Source organism: Bosea sp. (in: a-proteobacteria) (genome assembly GCF_023953965.1).
In the GTDB taxonomy this organism is placed as follows: domain Bacteria; phylum Pseudomonadota; class Alphaproteobacteria; order Rhizobiales; family Beijerinckiaceae; genus Allobosea.
The window spans coordinates 1,214,933-1,230,536 of sequence record NZ_JAMLIX010000001.1 but is presented as its reverse complement, the minus strand read 5'-3'; the positions used below and the strand labels follow the sequence as shown (position 1 = coordinate 1,230,536).

The window sequence follows — 15,604 nt, the reverse complement described above, 5'->3', positions numbered from 1 at the left end:
CCATCTTCGTCAACCTCTCAAAGCATTTTCAAGCGGAGTGGATACCGGTTCGCATGAAGAAAATGCGGTAGAATAAAGAACTTCACGCGGCGGCCCTGAGCGCCCGCTCGCGCTTGATCACTTCCGAAGCCAGCCTGAGATAGGCCTGCGAGCCCGAGCAGCGCAGATCGTAGAGCAGCGCGGGCTTGCCGTAGGACGGTGCCTCGGACACCCGCACATTGCGCGGAATCACCGTGTCGTAGACCTTGTCGCCGAGGAAGCTCTTCACATCGGCCATGACCTGGCCCGACAGGTTGTTGCGCGGATCGAACATCGTCAGCACCACGCCCTGGATGATCAGGCGCGGGTTGAGCCCGGCGCGAACCTGCTCTACCGTCTTGAGGAGCTGGCTCAGCCCCTCCAGCGCGAAGAACTCGCATTGCAGCGGCACCAGCACCGCATCCGCCGCCGTCATCGCGTTGATCGTGATCAGGCTGAGCGAGGGCGGGCAATCGATCAGGATATAGGTCAGGTCCTGGCAGCGCTGGTCATAGACCAGCTCGTCGATCGCGTGCTTCAACCGATGCGCCCGGTCCTTGGCCGAGGCGATCTCCAGTTCGACACCGAGCAGATCGAGCGTCGAGGGCGCCAGCGACAGGCCCGGAACCGCCGTCGGCTGCAAGGCCTGCCCCAGCCCGACGTCGCCGCAGAGCACGTCATAGGTCGAGGATTTGCGGTTGCGCCGGTCGACGCCGAGCCCGGTCGAGGCGTTGCCCTGCGGGTCGAGGTCGACGATCAGGACTTTTTCGCCTATCGCCGCGAGCGCCGTGCCGAGATTGATCGCCGTCGTCGTCTTGCCGACGCCGCCCTTCTGGTTGGCGAGCGCGATCACGCGCGGGCGGCGCGGCATCGTCACGGATAGGGCTTGCGTCATCGATCGGCTCGTCTCTCGGCCGAGCGGACCATCAGGATTCGCGCGGCATCGTCAGTCACGGAGGAAACCGTTGTCGCCTGAATCTTCCAATATCTGGCCGAGTCGGTCAATTCCGCATCTAGATGTTGTCCCTTGGGAAAGAGAGCGAGCGTGCCGGTTCTCAACAGCTCCTCGCACCAGGCGAGCAGCTGGGGAAGCGGCGCGAGCGCCCGGGCCGTCACCACATCGACCTTGCCGGTGAAATCGCCGATCACGTCCTCGATGCGGGCGGCGTGGACCTTGACCGGCGCGCCGGTGATCCGGGCGGCATGGCGCAGGAAGGCGCATTTGCGGGCATTGCTCTCGATGAGATCGATCCGGCCTTTCCCCGCCTCCGCCAGGCAGATCCCGATCACCAACCCCGGAAAACCGCCGCCGGAACCCAGATCGAGCCAGCGCTCGCGGCCCTTCGCCAGGCTGAAGATCTGCAGCGAATCCGCGATATGGCGGGTCCAGACATCGGCGAGCGTCGCCGAGGAAACCAGATTCTTCGCCGCCTGCCAGCGCCCGAGCTCCGCGACGAGAAGGGCGAGACGCTCCTCTGTTTCACGTGAAACAGGCGTCAAGCGCAAAGCGCGCTCCCTGTCGGTTTTATCAACAGTCACGTCGCGCCTGTGGATAAAGCGGTGCGACTCTTGCGGGAATGGGCCGCGAGCAGCGTCAGCGCGGCCGGCGTCATGCCTTCGATCCGGCCCGCCTGCGCCAGATCGGCGGGGCGCTGCGCCGCAAGCTTCAGCTTCAATTCGTTCGACAGCCCGGAAATCGCGTCGAGGTCGAGATCGGCCGGAACCTTGAGGGCCTGATCGCGACGATAGGCCGCAATCTCGGCCGCCTGCCGGTCGAGATAGACCGCATAGACCGCATCCGCCGTCACCCTTGCGACCACGCCCTCGGCATAGCCGTCGAGCTCCGGCCAGAGCGCCGCCAACTGCGCGAATGAGACATCCGGATAGGACAGGATCTGGTAGGCGCTGCGGCGCAAGCCGTCCTGGTTGAGCTGTAGCCCTGCGGCCTGTGCCTGCTGCGGCGTCAGCGTGAGACCCCGAAGCCTCTCGCGCAGCGCGGCGATCTCCCGGTCGCGGACCTCGAAGGCCGCGCGGCGCGCCGCGCCGACGATGCCGAGCCGTAACCCCAGCGGGGTCAGGCGCTCATCGGCATTGTCGACCCGCAGCGACAGGCGGAACTCCGCCCGCGAGGTGAACATTCGATACGGCTCCGTAACGCCATGCGTCACGAGATCGTCGACCAGTACGCCGATATAGGATTGCGTGCGGTCGAACACGGCCGGATCCGCCCCGCCGGCCAGGCGCGCCGCGTTCAGCCCGGCGAGCAGCCCCTGCGCCCCGGCTTCCTCATAGCCGGTCGTGCCGTTGATCTGCCCGGCCAGGAACAGCCCCGCGATCGCGCGCGTCTCCAGCGTGTTCCGCAGCGCCCGCGGATCGACGAAATCATATTCGATGGCATAGCCCGGCCGCAGCATCGCCGCCCGCTCCAGGCCGGGAATGGTCTTCAGCAAGCCGAGCTGAACATCCTCCGGCAGGGAGGTCGAGATCCCGTTCGGATAGACCGTGTCGTCGTCGAGCCCTTCCGGCTCGAGAAAGACCTGATGCCCGTCGCGGTCGCCGAAGCGCCCGACCTTGTCCTCGATCGAGGGGCAATAGCGCGGCCCGCGCCCCTCGATCTGGCCGGAGAATAGCGGGGCGCGGTGAAGATTGGCCCGGATCAGATCGTGGCTCGCCAGCGTCGTGCGCGTGATCCCGCAGGCGATCTGCGGATTGGCGATTGTCGCCGTCAGAGCCGAGAACGGCTCCGGCGGATCGTCGCCCTGCTGCATCTCGAGCGCGGCCCAGTCGATGCTGCGTCCATCGAGGCGCGGCGGCGTGCCGGTCTTCAGCCGGCCGAGCGGGAAGCCGTGGCGCTCCAGCGTCGCCGATAGGCCGAGCGAGGGAGCCTCGCCGGCGCGCCCGGCCGGAATCCGATTTTCGCCGATATGGATCAGGCCGCGCAGGAAAGTCCCGGTGGTCAGCACGACCGTTCCGGCAGCGAATCGACGCCCGTCGGCCAGAACGACACCGGTGACGCGGCCGGCCTCGACCGTGAGATCGAAGACCTCCCCAGCCACGATGGCGAGGTTCGGCTCAGCCGCCAGCAGATCCTGCACGGCCAGGCGATAGAGCTTGCGGTCGGCTTGCGCGCGCGGCCCGCGCACGGCCGGGCCCTTGCGACGGTTGAGCATGCGGAACTGGATGCCGCCCAGATCGGCGGCGCGCGCCATGATGCCGTCGAGCGCATCGATCTCGCGGACGAGGTGCCCCTTGCCGAGGCCGCCGATCGCCGGGTTGCAGGACATGACGCCGATCGTCTCGGGCTTGTGCGTCACCAGGGCCGTATGCGCGCCGTAGCGCGCCGCAGCCGCGGCAGCCTCGGCACCGGCATGGCCGCCACCGACGACGATGACGTCGTAATGTTGCGTTGACATGGGCTAAGTCGCTAGCGAAGCCCGGCCGGCGGGTCAACGATCTCCTCATTTCCCGATGCAGAATCCGGCAAAGAGCCGGTCGAGCACATCCTCGACATCGATCCGGCCGACGAGCCGCTCGAGCGCGACCACGGCGAGGCGAATGTCCTCGGCCAGCAGCTCGCCTTCCTGGTGCCGCGCCGTCACCGCCCGTTGGAGCGCGGCAATGGCGTCCGCGACGGCGATGCGGTGCCGCTCCCGCGTCAGCAGGGCGGGCTCGCCCGGATCCAGCCCCCGCAGCCGCGCCGCGATCGCGTCGAGCAGCTCCGTCAGGCCAGCGCCGGTCCTCACCGAGATCGGAAGCTCCCCCGGCAGGACCGGCCCCGCGAGATCGGCTTTCGTCGCGACCGCGAGCAGCCGGGATGCGGCCTCGATTCGATACGGCTCCGAATCGACCCCGCGCAGGCCGAGAACGAGATCGGCCCGTGCGACCAAAGCGCGGGCGCGGCCGACGCCTTCCGCCTCGACCGGATCGGCGCTGTCGCGCAGGCCCGCCGTATCGATCAGGATGACCGGCAGCCCCGCCAGATCGAGCCTGACCTCCAGCGCATCGCGCGTCGTTCCCGCGACGGCCGAGACGATCGCGACATCACGCCGGGCGAGCGCGTTGAGCAGGCTCGACTTGCCGACGTTGGGCGGCCCCGCCAGCACCACGACGAAACCCTCGCGCACCCGCTCGCCCATGGCGAAGCCGCCGAGCGCCCGACGCAGCGAATCCAGAGCCTCGGCGGCCAGGCCGAGCGCCTGCTGCTGCAACGGCCCGCCGACATCGCCCTCGTCGGAGAAGTCGAGCTCGGCGGCGAGCAGGCTCATCGCCTCGATCAGCGCGGCGCGCCATCGCCCCACGAGATCGCCCAGGGCGCCGTCCATCTGGCGCAGCGCCTGCCGCCGCTGCCATTCCGTCTCCGAATCGATCAGATCGGCCAGTCCTTCGACCGCCGCGAGATCGAGCTTGCCGGCCTCGAAGGCCCGCCGGGTGAAACCGCCCGGTTCGGCCAGCCTGATGCCCGGAAAGCCGGTGAGCACGGCCAGAAGCCGCGCCAGCACGGCGCGCGCGCCATGAACATGGAACTCGGCGACATCCTCGCCGGTGAAGCTGGCGGGAGCGGCGAAGAACAGCACGAGCGCGGTGTCGATCGCTTCGCCCTGTGGATCGACGAGCCGGCGCAGCGTCGCAACGCGCGGTTCGGGAACGCCTCCCGCGACCGTTTCGAGAACGAATCGAACGCGCGGCCCCGAAATCCGGATCACCGCGACCCCGGCCTTGCCCGCCGCCGAAGACAGCGCGACGATGGTGAACTCCGTCATGCCCGTCGCAACCCTTCGGGGGAGACCCGATGAACCGTCTTGCCGAAGCCGCCAGCCCCTATCTGCTCCAGCATCGCGACAACCCCGTCGACTGGTGGGAATGGAGCCCCGAAGCCTTTGCCGAGGCGAGGCTGAGCAACCGGCCAGTCCTGCTCTCGATCGGCTACGCCGCCTGCCACTGGTGCCATGTCATGGCCCATGAGAGCTTCGAGAACCCGGCGACCGCCGCCGTCATGAACGAGCTCTTCGTGAACATCAAGGTCGACCGGGAGGAGCGGCCGGATATCGACCATGTCTATATGAGCGCGCTGCACAGCCTGGGCGAGCAGGGCGGCTGGCCCCTCACCATGTTCCTGACGCCGGAGGGCGACCCGTTCTGGGGCGGCACCTATTTTCCGCCCGAGCCGCGCCACGGCCGCCCCTCCTTCACCGGCATCCTGCGCCAGCTCGCCACGATCTGGCAGGCCGAGCCGCAGCGTATCGCCGGCAATGCCGAAGCCATCCGCGCCGCGCTGAAGCAGATGGAGACGACTGCCCCGGCCGAGGCCGGCGTGCCCGATCTCGATCAGCTCGCCGGGCGGATCGCCGCAGCCTTCGATCCCGTCGACGGCGGCTTGCGGGGCGCACCGAAATTTCCGAATGCCGGGCTGATCGAGCTTACCTGGCGGCGCGGCACGCAGGATCCCGCCGCATCCGCCAGCCTCACGGCCGCGACGCTGACGCTGCAGCGCATGGCGCGCGGCGGCATCCGCGACCATCTCGGCGGCGGCTTTGCCCGCTATGCCGTCGACGAGCACTGGCTCGTGCCGCATTTCGAGAAGATGCTCTACGACAATGCCCAGCTCCTCGGGCTCTACGCGCTGGAGGCCGGGCGCAGCGGCGATCCCTTGGCGTGGGAAGCGGCCGAGGGCATCGTCGCCTGGCTGGAACGCGAGATGCTGCTGCCGGAAGGCGCCTTCGCCGCCAGCCTCGATGCCGATTCGGAAGGGGTCGAGGGCAAGTACTACCTGTGGACCGAACAAGAAATCGTGGCACTACTCGGCCCTACCGAGGCTGCCCTCTTCGCCCGGCACTACGATGTCCGTTCCGGCGGCAACTGGGAAGGCGCCAATATCCTCAACCGGCTCGACACGCCGGACCCGGATGCCACGGAAGCCGCGCGGCTTGGCCGATCGAAGGCGCGCCTGCTCGCGGAGCGGGCGAACCGCATGGCCCCGGCACGCGACGACAAGATCCTGGCCGACTGGAACGGCCTGGCGATCGCCGCGCTGGCGCGGGCGGCCGGCCTGCTCGACAGACCTCATTGGCTCGCGCTTGCGAAAGATGCCTATCGTTTCGTTGCCGAATCGATGGCTGATGGCGAGGGGCTGGCGCATTCCTGCCGCACCCGGCGCCTGATCCGCCCCGGTTTCGCGCTCGATCACGCCGCCATGATCGATGCCGCGCTCGCGCTCCATGATGCGAGCTTCGACCCGCATTATCTGAGCGATGCACGGCGCTGGTCGCAGCATCTGTGGCGGCACTACCGCGATCCGGATTCCGGCCTGATCGGCATGACCCGGCTGGAATCCGCAGGACTACCGGTCGCGCCGAGGCCGAGCCATGACGACGCCGTGCCCAATGCGCTCGGCGTCCACGCCGCCAACCTGGTCCGGATCGCCCGCAAGACCGGCAGCGACAAGGACCGCGCCCGCGCCGAAGAGCTGATGAAAACCGCGCTCGCCGCGGCGGCCCGCGCGCCGATGGCCCATGGCTCGGTGCTCAACGCCTGTGACCTCGCCCGCAATGGCGTCGAAATCGTGCTGGCCGGCCCGAAGCGCGAAGCTCTTCATGCCGCGGCCCGCCGCTTGCCCTATACCCTGGTCACGCTGGTCGATGGCGAGGCGGGCGAGGCACTGCCCGCCGATCATCCCGCCGCGGCCATGCTCCGGCAGGCCGGCGAAGGCGCAGCCTTCATCTGCTTCGAGGGCCGCTGCCTGCCACCCGTCACGGATCCGAATCGATTGGCGGCGGCGATCGCGGCAGGGGTTTGAATCGGCCTCGACACGGCGGGTCTCAACATGATTTCGCCGCCGCACCGACCCTGGGACCGGTACGGCGGCGAATCGAATCACCGATGGGGCAGTGCCTGCCTCAGGTGTTCATCGAATCGAAGAATTCCGAGTTCTGCTTGGTCTGGCGCAGCTTGTCGATCAGGAACTCGATCGCGTCCTGCGGCCCCATCGGGTTGAGGATGCGGCGCAGCACATAGGTCTTCTGCAGGTCCGAGCGCGGCGTGATGAGCTCTTCCTTGCGCGTGCCGGATTTAAGGATGTCGATCGCCGGGAAGATGCGCTTGTCGGCAACCTTGCGGTCGAGCACGATCTCGGAGTTGCCGGTGCCCTTGAACTCCTCGAAGATCACCTCGTCCATGCGCGAGCCGGTATCGATCAGGGCGGTGGCGACGATGGTCAGCGAGCCGCCTTCCTCGATGTTTCGGGCGGCGCCGAAGAAGCGCTTCGGCCGCTGCAGGGCATTGGCGTCGACGCCGCCGGTCAGGACCTTGCCGGAGGATGGCACCACCGTGTTGTAGGCCCGGCCCAGCCGCGTGATCGAATCGAGCAGGATCACGACGTCGCGACCATGCTCGACCAGGCGCTTGGCCTTCTCGATCACCATCTCGGCGACCTGGACGTGGCGGGAGGCCGGCTCGTCGAAGGTCGAGGAGACGACCTCGCCCTTCACCGAACGCTGCATGTCGGTGACTTCCTCGGGCCGCTCGTCGATCAGCAGCACGATCAGATAGCATTCGGGATGATTGCTGGTGATCGACTGGGCGATGTTCTGGAGCAGCACGGTCTTGCCCGTGCGCGGCGGCGCGACGATCAGCGCGCGCTGGCCCTTGCCGATCGGCGCGACGATATCGATGACACGCGGCGAGAAATCCTTCTTGGTCGGATCCTGCACCTCGAGCTTCAGCCGCTCGTTCGGATAGAGCGGGGTCAGGTTGTCGAAGTGGATCTTGTGCTTGATCTTCTCCGGGTTCTCGAAATTGATCGAGTTGACCTTGAGCAGGGCGAAATAGCGCTCGCCGTCCTTCGGGCTGCGAATCGGCCCCTCGACCGTGTCGCCGGTGCGCAGGCCGAATTTACGGATCTGCGAGGGCGAGACATAGATGTCGTCCGGCCCGGGCAGATAATTCGAATCGGGCGAGCGCAGGAAGCCGAAGCCGTCCTGCAGCACCTCGACCACGCCCTCACCCAGAATCTCGGTCTCGCGCGCCGCGAGTTGCTTCAGAATGGCGAACATCAGCTCCTGCTTGCGCATGGTGCTGGCGTTCTCGACCTCGACCTGCTCGGCAAAGCCGAGAAGCTCGGTCGGCGACTTGCTCTTGAGCTCTTGGAGCTTGATTTCCCGCATGGGGCACCCGGATCGTGAACGCCCTGCCTGAAGGCAGGGTCGGGGACGGTACTGGATCTGATCGACATCGGCCCTGACCGGGCCTGCGCAGAGGTTGCGCGACATGAACCGCTGCTGGCGCAGGCCGCTCACGAACAGTCGACAACAGGGAGGACGCTGGAGAAGCGCAGCGCCCTGATAGCGGGATTTGGGTCCGGGCTCAAGCGGAAAGCGCGGAAGGCCTCAAAACGGCTTGACGATCACCAGGATGACGATGCCGACCATCAGCACCGCCGGTACCTCGTTGAGGATGCGGAAATAGCGCGGCGACTTGACGTTGCAGTCGGCGGCGAAGGCACGCACATGCTTCACCAGCATGCCGTGGATCGCCGACAGGACGAGCGCCAGCAGGATCTTGCCGTGCAGCCAGCCGCCCTTGAAGCCGAAGCCCTCCCAGGCGAGGTAGAGCCCGATCACCCAGGCGATCGTCATCGCCGGGTTGATGATGCCCTTCAGCAGCCGGCGCTCCATGATCTTGAAGGTCTCGGACTGGATCGAGCCGATCTGCGCTTCCGCATGATAGACCATCAGCCGCGGCAGATAGAGCATCCCGGCCATCCAGGAAATGACGGCCACGACATGGAAGGCCTTGATCCATTCATACATCGCCCGCTCCCTCCCGCACGCGTTTCAGCAGGCGCTCGACATGCGCGATCGGCGTATCCGGCAGGATGCCGTGGCCGAGATTGAAGATGAAGGGGCCGCCCGAGAACGCGGCCAGCACGGCATCGATCTCGCGCTCGAGCTCCACCCCGCCGGCGCGCAGCGTGAGCGGATCGAGATTGCCCTGCACCGGCACCCGCGACTGGATCGCCTCACGGGCGAAATCCCGGTCGATATCGGTTTCGAGCCCGACGGCATCGACCCCGGTTCCCGCGACGTAATCCGGGATCAGGCGCCCGGCCCCGCGCGGGAAGCCGATAATTCGCGCTTGTGGATGCGCCGCCCGCACGCCCTCGACGATCCGCCGCGTCGGCGCGATGGACCAGCGCCCGAAATCTTCCTCGCTCAGCGCGCCGGCCCAGCTGTCGAAGATCTGGACGACATCGACGCCTGCCGCGATCTGCGCATCGAGATAGGCGATAGAGGCCGTGACGATCCGGTCGATGATCGCCTGGAACAGGGCCGGATCGTTGCCGAACAGGGCCTTGGCCGGTCCCTGGTCCGGCGTCCCGCGCCCGGCGACCATATAGGTCGCAACCGTCCAGGGTGCCCCGCAGAAGCCGATGAAGCCGGTCTCCCGCGGCAGGGCGGCACGGACCCGGCGCACTGTCTCGAGGATCGGATCGAGCTTGCGCTGATCGGCTTGCGCGTCGATTTCAGCCAGCCGCCCCGCATCCGCCACCGGTTCGAGCCTGGGACCTTCGCCCTCCACGAACCAGAGCTTCTGGCCGAGCGCCTGCGGCACCACTAGGATATCGGAGAACAGGATCGCGGCATCGAAGCCGAAGCGTCGGATCGGCTGGAGCGTCACCTCGGCGGCGAGCTCGGGATCGTAGCACAGGGACAGGAAGCTGCCGGCCTTCGCTCTCAGCGCGCGATATTCCGGCAGGTAACGGCCCGCCTGCCGCATCAGCCAGATCGGCGGAACGGGCAGGGCTTCGCCATCGAGCACGCGCAGCAGGGCAGGGTTCTCGCTTTTCGTCATGCCCACCGGGCCATCCATCCCGCTTTCTTAAAAGAAACTCCTTGAAGAGAATCTTTTGTTTTGACTCCTGGGGGCAGGGAGATAGCCCGCCGCAATCGGGTCCACAACCGCTCCACAGCCGGTGGGACAGGGAGTCGCGGATCGGAGGGCCTCCCGATGGGGCGTTAAGACTCTATTAACCAATTGGAATCGGCTGCGGCCGTGGCGGCGCCCCCAATGATTCACGTGAAACACTTTCTTAACCATACACAGCCGCGCGGCTGTTGACCGCGGGAACGGCTTATACAGGCCGCCCGCCCGCGCCCCGTTTCGGGCCCGGTTGTCCACACTCCTCCCCATCGGCCGGGCCCCTTGGTTTGCTTCGCTCACCCGCGACGACGGCGCGTTTCCGGCAGGCATTTTCGCGATTCGGAGAATCGGGAAATTGCTGTAGAGGACGAGGAACCGCTTCAGGCCGGGGGATGCCGTGGTCCGCAATTATTTCCATCTGCATCTGGTCTCGGATGCGACGGGCGAAACGCTGATCGCCGTCAGCCGGGCGGCGGCCGCGCAATATGAAAGCGTCTCGGCGATCGAGCACGTCTATCCGCTGGTGCGCTCGGAAGCGCAGCTCGCCCGTGTCCTCGCCGAGATCGAGGCTTCGCCCGGCGTCGTGCTCTACACGCTGGTCGAGCCGGAATGGCAGGAGAAGCTGGAGACTTTCTGCCGCGATCTCGGCTGTCCCTGCCTCTCGGTGCTGCAGCCGGTGCTGTCGCTGTTCCAGTCCTATCTCGGCCAGGCCTCGTCCGAGAAGCCCGGCGCCCAGCATGTGCTCAACACCGAATATTTCCGCCGCATCGACGCGATGAACTACACGCTCCTGCATGACGACGGGCAGCTCGGCGGCGATCTCGACAATGCCGACGTCATCCTCGTCGGCATCAGCCGCACCTCCAAGACGCCGACGAGCATCTATCTCGCCAATCGCGGCATCAAGACCGCCAACATCCCGCTGGTGCCGAACATCCCGCTGCCGCCGGAGCTGGACAGCGCCAGGAAACCCCTGATCGTCGGGCTGATCGCCAGCCCAGACCGCATCGTCCAGATCCGCCAGAACCGCCTCCTCTCGCTGCGCGCCGACGACGACACGTCCTACGTCGATCCCGCCGCCGTCGCCGACGAGGTCACGCAGTCGCGCCGGCTCTGCACCCGCAAGGGTTGGCCGGTGATCGACGTGACGCGCCGCTCGATCGAGGAAACGGCAGCCTCGATTCTCGACCTGCTGCGCGACCACCGCATGAAATTCATCGCGACATGAGCGCCGCGTCCGGCCTCTGGCTCGCGCCCGAGCCGCTGATCCTCGCTTCCGGCAGCACGACGCGGCGCGACATGCTGATCGCCGCCGGCATCCCGGTCGAGGTGGTGAAGCCGGAGATCGACGAGCGCGCCGTCGAGAAGCCGCTCGTCGATCGCGGCGTGCCGCCCGATCAGGTCGCGGCGGCGCTCGCCTGCGCCAAGGCGCTCGCCGTCTCGCGCGAGCATCCCGGCCGCCTCGTCCTCGCCGCCGACCAGACCCTGACCTGCGGGGGCCGGGCCTTCCACAAACCGGCGGATCTCGCCGCGGCGGCGGACCAGATCGCCGCGCTCGCCGGCCGGACCCATCAGCTCCATTGCGCCTTCGTGGTCGTGCGGGATGGAACGCCGCTGGCCGAGGGGCTCGCGGTGGCGAGCCTGACCATGCGCCCGCTCCAGGCCGATATCATCGCGCGCTACCTTTCCGTCGTGGGTGCCGGCGCGCTCGCCAGCGTCGGTGGCTATCAGCTCGAAGGGCCGGGCGCGCAGCTCTTCGACAAGGTCGAGGGCGACCATTTCACCATCCTCGGCCTGCCGCTGCTGCCGGTCATCGCCGCGCTGCGCGACCTCGGCTGCCTCGCCCGCTAACGGATTCCATTTCATGGCGCCTCGCTGCTTCGTCATCGGTCACCCCATCGCGCATTCGCGCTCGCCTTTGATCCATGGCGAATGGCTGCGCGCCCATCGCCTCGCCGGTTCCTACGAGCGGATCGATGTCGCTCCCGCCGATCTGCCGGCTTTCATCGGCCGGCTGCGCGAAGGCGAATTCGCAGGCGGCAACGTCACCGTGCCGCATAAGGAAGCGGTGATGGCGCTGGTCGACGGGATCAGCGAAGCCGGCCGGGCCGTCGGCGCGGTCAACACGCTCTGGCGCGAGAACGGGCGCATCGTCGCCGACAACACCGACGTGTCCGGTTTCCTCGCTCATCTCGATGCCACCGTGCCGGGCTGGCAGGGCCGGGTCGGCACCGCGCTCGTCCTCGGTGCGGGCGGCGCGGCGCGGGGCATCTGCTATGGCCTGAAATCGCGCGGGGTCGCGCGGATCCTCGTCGCCAACCGCAGCCGCGGCCGGGCCGAGGAGCTTGCCGCGGCGCTCGGCCACCCGCTCGAAGCCGCCGACTGGGCAGGGCGCCATGCCCTGGTCGGTGAGGCCGATCTGATCGTCAACACGACCGCGCTCGGCATGCAGGGCAAGCCGCCGCTGGAGATCGATCTTTCGGCCTTGCGGCCCGGCACCATCGTCGACGACATCGTCTATGTCCCGCTGAAGACGGCGCTGCTCACCGAAGCGGCGCGGCGCGGCGGCATCCCGGTCGACGGTCTCGGCATGCTGCTGCATCAGGCCGCGCCCGGCTTCGCCCGCTGGTTCGGCGTGATGCCGGCGGTGACGCCGGCCCTGCGCGCGCTGATCGAAGCCGATATCCTGAAAGCCTGATTCGACGGGTGAGCCATGACTTTCGTGCTGGGCCTGACGGGCTCGATCGGGATGGGGAAATCGACAACGGCGGCGCTGTTCGTCCAGCGTGGCGTGCCGTTGCACGATGCCGACGCGGCGGTGCATCGCCTGCATCGCGGCCGGGCCGCGGGCCCGATCGAGGCCGCCTTTCCCGGCACGGTCGTCGATGGCGCGGTCGATCGCGCGAGGCTTGGCGCCGCCGTTCTCGGCAAGCCGGAGGCGCTCGGCCGGCTCGAGGCGATCATCCACCCGCTGGTGCGCGAGGAGAAGGACGCCTTCCTCGCCCGCTGCCGCCGGGAGGGGGCGGGGCTCGCGGTGATCGACGTGCCGCTCTTGCTCGAGACCGGGGGGCAGGCGCATTGCGACGCGGTCCTCGTCGTGACGGCGCCTGCGCAGGTGCAGCGCGCGCGCGTCCTCGCCCGGCCGGGCATGAACGCGGAGAAGCTCGACGCCATCCTGTCGCGCCAGATGCCGGATGCCGAGAAGCGCCGCCACGCCCATTTCCTTGTGGACACGTCGCGCGGTCTGATGGCCGCCGAGCGGCAGGTCGGCTCTATCCTGCGGGCGCTCGCCGGCCGTCCCGGGCGCGGCGCTGCGGCGAGGTCCTGACACGATGCGCGAGATCGTCCTCGATACCGAAACCACCGGCGTCGAAGCCAATAACGGCGACCGCATCGTCGAGATCGGCTGTGTCGAGCTGATCAATCACTGCCCGAGCGGGCGCACCTTCCACGTCTACATCAATCCCGAGCGCGCGATGCCGGTCGAGGCGTTCAACGTCCACGGCCTGTCGGAGGCGTTCCTCGCCGACAAGCCCGTCTTTGCCGCGATCGCCGACGAATTCGCCGATTTCATCGTCGGCGCGAAGCTCGTGGCCCACAACGCCGCCTTCGACGTCGGCTTCATCAACATGGAGTTCAGGCGCCTCGGCCTGCCGCCGGTCGAGCAGGCTTTCGTGGTCGATACGCTCTCGATGGCCCGCCGCAGGCATCCCGGCGCCTCCAACAGCCTGGACGCGCTCTGCACCCGCTACGGCATCGACAACAGCCGCCGCACCAGGCACGGCGCGCTGCTCGATTCCGAGATCCTGGCCGAGGTCTATATCGAGCTGATCGGCGGCAAGCAGGCCTCGCTCGGCCTCGGGGTCGAGGCGGCGGCCGGCCGTGGCGATGTCGTCATGGCGGCGGCCGAGAAGCCGCAGCGCCGCCACCCGCTGCCGCCGCGCCTGGACGAGGCGGCGTTGCAAGCGCACGAAGCCTTCGTCCTCGGCTCGCTCAAGGCGCCGCTCTGGAAGGGCTATCTCGGCATCACCGACGAGGCGGCGCAGTAGCCTTGCGCCGCGACAGCATGTTGAGCGCCTCGATCAACGCCGAGAACGCCATCGCGGCGTAGATGTAGCCCTTCGGCACATGCACGCCGAAACCCTCGGCGATCAGCGTGGCGCCGATCATCAGCAGGAAGCCCAGCGCCAGCATCACGATGGTCGGGTTCCTGTCGATGAAGCGCGCCAGTGGATCGGCGGCGAGCAGCATCGTCAGCACCGCGACGATGACGGCGACCACCATGACCGGCACATGCTCGGTCATGCCGACGGCGGTGATGATCGAATCGACCGAGAACACCAGGTCGAGCAGCAGGATCTGGAAGATCGCCGCGCCGAAGCCGAGCGCCGCAGCTTGGGTGGCACCCGGGACGAGGGCCGATTCCGGGTCGGGATCGACCTTGTGGTGGATCTCCTTCGTCGCTTTCCAGACCAGGAAGAGGCCGCCGGCGATCAGGATCAGGTCGCGCCAGGAGAAGCCCTGCCCGAAGATCGAGATGATCGGCTGGGTGAGCTTGACGATGAAGGCGACGGTACCGAGCAGGAAAAGCCGCATGATCAGCGCAAGCCCGATGCCGATCCGGCGGCCCTTCGAGCGCTGATGCTCGGGCAGCTTGTTGGTCAGGATCGAGATGAAGATCAGGTTGTCGATGCCGAGCACGACCTCCATGGCGGTGAGGGCCCCGAGCGCCGCCCAGACGGCGGGATCGGCGGCGAGCGTCAGAAGGGCGTCCATCGGGTCTCCATCGGATGAAAAAAGGCGGGCGCCCGGCCGGGGCGTCCGCCATCAATGGTTTGACATGGAGAGAGGTTCCAGCCCCACACGGACAACAATCAGGCGCAACAACGAAAAAAGGCCCCCGAGGGGGCCTTGTCCGCCGCTGTGCCGGGCTTGGCCGGTCAGTTGGTCGCTGCGCCCGGCTGGCCCTCGAGCTCCTGCATGCGCTGCTGGAACAGCGCGGCGAAGTCGATCGCCGGCACGTAGAAGGGCGGGAAGCCGCCGTTCTGCACGGCCTCGGCGATGATCTGCCGGGCGAAGGGGAAGAGCATGCGGGCGCAGTCGATCACCAGCACGGGGTGGACGTGCTCCTGCGGGACGTTCTGCAGCCGGAACACGCCGGCATAGCTCAGGTCGAAGGCGAACAGCGTCTCGCCCTTGACCTCGGCCTTGCCCTCGAGGCGCAGCACGGTCTCGTAATCGTTGTCGCCGAGAGCGGTCGAGCCGACATTGACCTGCAGCGACATCTGCGGGCCCTGCTGCGCCTCCTGCTGGGCGAGCGAGCGCGGGGCCTTCGGGTTCTCGAAGGAGAAATCCTTGGTGTACTGGATCAGGGCGTTCAAGCTCGGCGCCGTCTCGGCGCCGGTGCCATTGCCGTTGGGAAGTTCGTTGGCCATCGGTCCCATCTTGTTCTGGCAGGCTTTATCGGGAAATCCCGCGCCATCGCCGGCATTCGGGACGGCGCTCCCTGCTGTGGAGCGTCACGCGCGTCGGCTATCACGGACGCTTCCCCGGCACAAGAAGCCGCCTTCACAAGCGCGGGGGTGGATGTTACGAGCCAGTCACACCATATGAAGGTGAAGGCCCGGCGCGGGAGGCGTTGAAGGGCCACGAAACGGGGAGCCGCGGGTCA

At 67.7% G+C, this 15,604-nt stretch carries 15 protein-coding genes; 6 read left to right on the top strand and 9 right to left on the bottom strand.

What is annotated here, in order from left to right; genetic code table 11:
• Positions 1 to 82 precede the first annotated feature (82 nt).
• Genes M9917_RS05800 through mnmE form a run of 4 tightly spaced genes read right to left on the bottom strand, consistent with a single transcriptional unit; the run spans position 83 to position 4,778 of the window.
• Entirely contained in the window at positions 83 to 913 is an 831-nt protein-coding gene (locus tag M9917_RS05800; RefSeq protein WP_297251723.1) for a ParA family protein, read from the bottom strand.
• On the bottom strand, positions 910 to 1,518 hold the full coding sequence (gene rsmG / locus M9917_RS05795; RefSeq protein ID WP_297251721.1) for a 16S rRNA (guanine(527)-N(7))-methyltransferase RsmG: 609 nt from the start codon (positions 1,516 to 1,518) through the stop codon (positions 910 to 912). Before rsmG ends, M9917_RS05800 begins: the two co-directional genes overlap by 4 nt.
• A gap of 35 nt (positions 1,519 to 1,553) precedes the next feature.
• Positions 1,554 to 3,431 carry a tRNA uridine-5-carboxymethylaminomethyl(34) synthesis enzyme MnmG gene (gene mnmG / locus M9917_RS05790; protein WP_297251719.1) on the bottom strand — a complete coding sequence of 626 codons (1,878 nt, stop codon included), beginning with the start codon at positions 3,429 to 3,431 and terminating at the stop codon, positions 1,554 to 1,556.
• A gap of 45 nt (positions 3,432 to 3,476) precedes the next feature.
• The gene (gene mnmE / locus M9917_RS05785; protein WP_297251717.1) at positions 3,477 to 4,778 is read right to left on the bottom strand and encodes a tRNA uridine-5-carboxymethylaminomethyl(34) synthesis GTPase MnmE; all 1,302 of its coding nucleotides are present in this window, start codon (positions 4,776 to 4,778) and stop codon (positions 3,477 to 3,479) included.
• A 29-nt stretch (positions 4,779 to 4,807) separates the two neighbouring features.
• On the opposite strand from mnmE, the gene M9917_RS05780 reads away from it, so the two are divergent.
• On the top strand, positions 4,808 to 6,811 hold the full coding sequence (locus M9917_RS05780; protein WP_297251715.1) for a thioredoxin domain-containing protein: 2,004 nt from the start codon (positions 4,808 to 4,810) through the stop codon (positions 6,809 to 6,811).
• Positions 6,812 to 6,911: 100 nt separating this feature from the next.
• On the opposite strand, the gene rho is transcribed toward M9917_RS05780, so the two are convergent.
• From rho to hemE, 3 genes are all read right to left on the bottom strand, one after another.
• Entirely contained in the window at positions 6,912 to 8,177 is a 1,266-nt protein-coding gene (rho, locus tag M9917_RS05775) for a transcription termination factor Rho (RefSeq protein WP_297251713.1), read from the bottom strand.
• Between the two features lie 222 nt (positions 8,178 to 8,399).
• Positions 8,400 to 8,822 carry a protoporphyrinogen oxidase HemJ gene (hemJ, locus tag M9917_RS05770; RefSeq protein ID WP_297251711.1) on the bottom strand — a complete coding sequence of 141 codons (423 nt, stop codon included), beginning with the start codon at positions 8,820 to 8,822 and terminating at the stop codon, positions 8,400 to 8,402.
• The gene (gene hemE, locus M9917_RS05765) at positions 8,815 to 9,864 is read right to left on the bottom strand and encodes a uroporphyrinogen decarboxylase (protein WP_297251709.1); all 1,050 of its coding nucleotides are present in this window, start codon (positions 9,862 to 9,864) and stop codon (positions 8,815 to 8,817) included. The genes hemJ and hemE overlap by 8 nt, the downstream gene beginning before the upstream one ends.
• A 466-nt stretch (positions 9,865 to 10,330) precedes the next feature.
• Between hemE and M9917_RS05760 the strand changes: the two genes are divergently transcribed.
• The 5 genes from M9917_RS05760 to dnaQ are packed head-to-tail and all read left to right on the top strand — an operon-like array spanning position 10,331 to position 13,982.
• Entirely contained in the window at positions 10,331 to 11,161 is an 831-nt protein-coding gene (locus M9917_RS05760) for a pyruvate, water dikinase regulatory protein (RefSeq protein ID WP_297251708.1), read from the top strand.
• Positions 11,158 to 11,784, top strand: a complete 627-nt coding sequence (locus M9917_RS05755) for a Maf family protein (RefSeq protein ID WP_297251706.1) — start codon at positions 11,158 to 11,160, stop codon at positions 11,782 to 11,784. The genes M9917_RS05760 and M9917_RS05755 overlap by 4 nt, the downstream gene beginning before the upstream one ends.
• Positions 11,785 to 11,797: 13 nt before the next feature.
• Positions 11,798 to 12,631: a shikimate dehydrogenase gene (locus M9917_RS05750; protein WP_297251704.1), complete on the top strand. Its 834-nt coding sequence runs from the start codon at positions 11,798 to 11,800 to the stop codon at positions 12,629 to 12,631.
• Between the two features lie 15 nt (positions 12,632 to 12,646).
• Entirely contained in the window at positions 12,647 to 13,261 is a 615-nt protein-coding gene (coaE, locus tag M9917_RS05745) for a dephospho-CoA kinase (RefSeq protein ID WP_297251703.1), read from the top strand.
• Positions 13,262 to 13,265: 4 nt separating this feature from the next.
• Entirely contained in the window at positions 13,266 to 13,982 is a 717-nt protein-coding gene (gene dnaQ, locus M9917_RS05740) for a DNA polymerase III subunit epsilon (RefSeq protein ID WP_297251701.1), read from the top strand.
• On the opposite strand, the gene M9917_RS05735 is transcribed toward dnaQ, so the two are convergent.
• Together M9917_RS05735 and secB are read right to left on the bottom strand one after the other, a co-directional pair.
• Positions 13,960 to 14,709, bottom strand: coding sequence for a TerC family protein (locus M9917_RS05735; protein WP_297251698.1), 750 nt, complete (start codon positions 14,707 to 14,709; stop codon positions 13,960 to 13,962). The two genes, dnaQ and M9917_RS05735, sit on opposite strands and share 23 nt — an antisense overlap.
• Positions 14,710 to 14,873: 164 nt before the next feature.
• Complete coding sequence (secB, locus tag M9917_RS05730; RefSeq protein WP_297251696.1) at positions 14,874 to 15,368, bottom strand: protein-export chaperone SecB; 495 nt, start codon at positions 15,366 to 15,368, stop codon at positions 14,874 to 14,876.
• Between the last annotated feature and the right edge of the window lie 236 nt (positions 15,369 to 15,604).

Coding starts and splice junctions, on each gene's coding strand:
- secB (WP_297251696.1), bottom strand. CDS start 15,368: ATGGCCAACGAACTTCCCAACGGCAATGGCACCGGCGCCGAGACGGCG.
- hemJ (WP_297251711.1), bottom strand. CDS start 8,822: ATGTATGAATGGATCAAGGCCTTCCATGTCGTGGCCGTCATTTCCTGG.
- coaE (WP_297251703.1), top strand. CDS start 12,647: ATGACTTTCGTGCTGGGCCTGACGGGCTCGATCGGGATGGGGAAATCG.
- mnmE (WP_297251717.1), bottom strand. CDS start 4,778: ATGACGGAGTTCACCATCGTCGCGCTGTCTTCGGCGGCGGGCAAGGCC.
- hemE (WP_297251709.1), bottom strand. CDS start 9,864: ATGACGAAAAGCGAGAACCCTGCCCTGCTGCGCGTGCTCGATGGCGAA.
- M9917_RS05755 (WP_297251706.1), top strand. CDS start 11,158: ATGAGCGCCGCGTCCGGCCTCTGGCTCGCGCCCGAGCCGCTGATCCTC.
- mnmG (WP_297251719.1), bottom strand. CDS start 3,431: ATGTCAACGCAACATTACGACGTCATCGTCGTCGGTGGCGGCCATGCC.
- M9917_RS05800 (WP_297251723.1), bottom strand. CDS start 913: ATGACGCAAGCCCTATCCGTGACGATGCCGCGCCGCCCGCGCGTGATC.
- rho (WP_297251713.1), bottom strand. CDS start 8,177: ATGCGGGAAATCAAGCTCCAAGAGCTCAAGAGCAAGTCGCCGACCGAG.
- M9917_RS05780 (WP_297251715.1), top strand. CDS start 4,808: ATGAACCGTCTTGCCGAAGCCGCCAGCCCCTATCTGCTCCAGCATCGC.
- M9917_RS05750 (WP_297251704.1), top strand. CDS start 11,798: ATGGCGCCTCGCTGCTTCGTCATCGGTCACCCCATCGCGCATTCGCGC.
- M9917_RS05735 (WP_297251698.1), bottom strand. CDS start 14,709: ATGGACGCCCTTCTGACGCTCGCCGCCGATCCCGCCGTCTGGGCGGCG.
- dnaQ (WP_297251701.1), top strand. CDS start 13,266: ATGCGCGAGATCGTCCTCGATACCGAAACCACCGGCGTCGAAGCCAAT.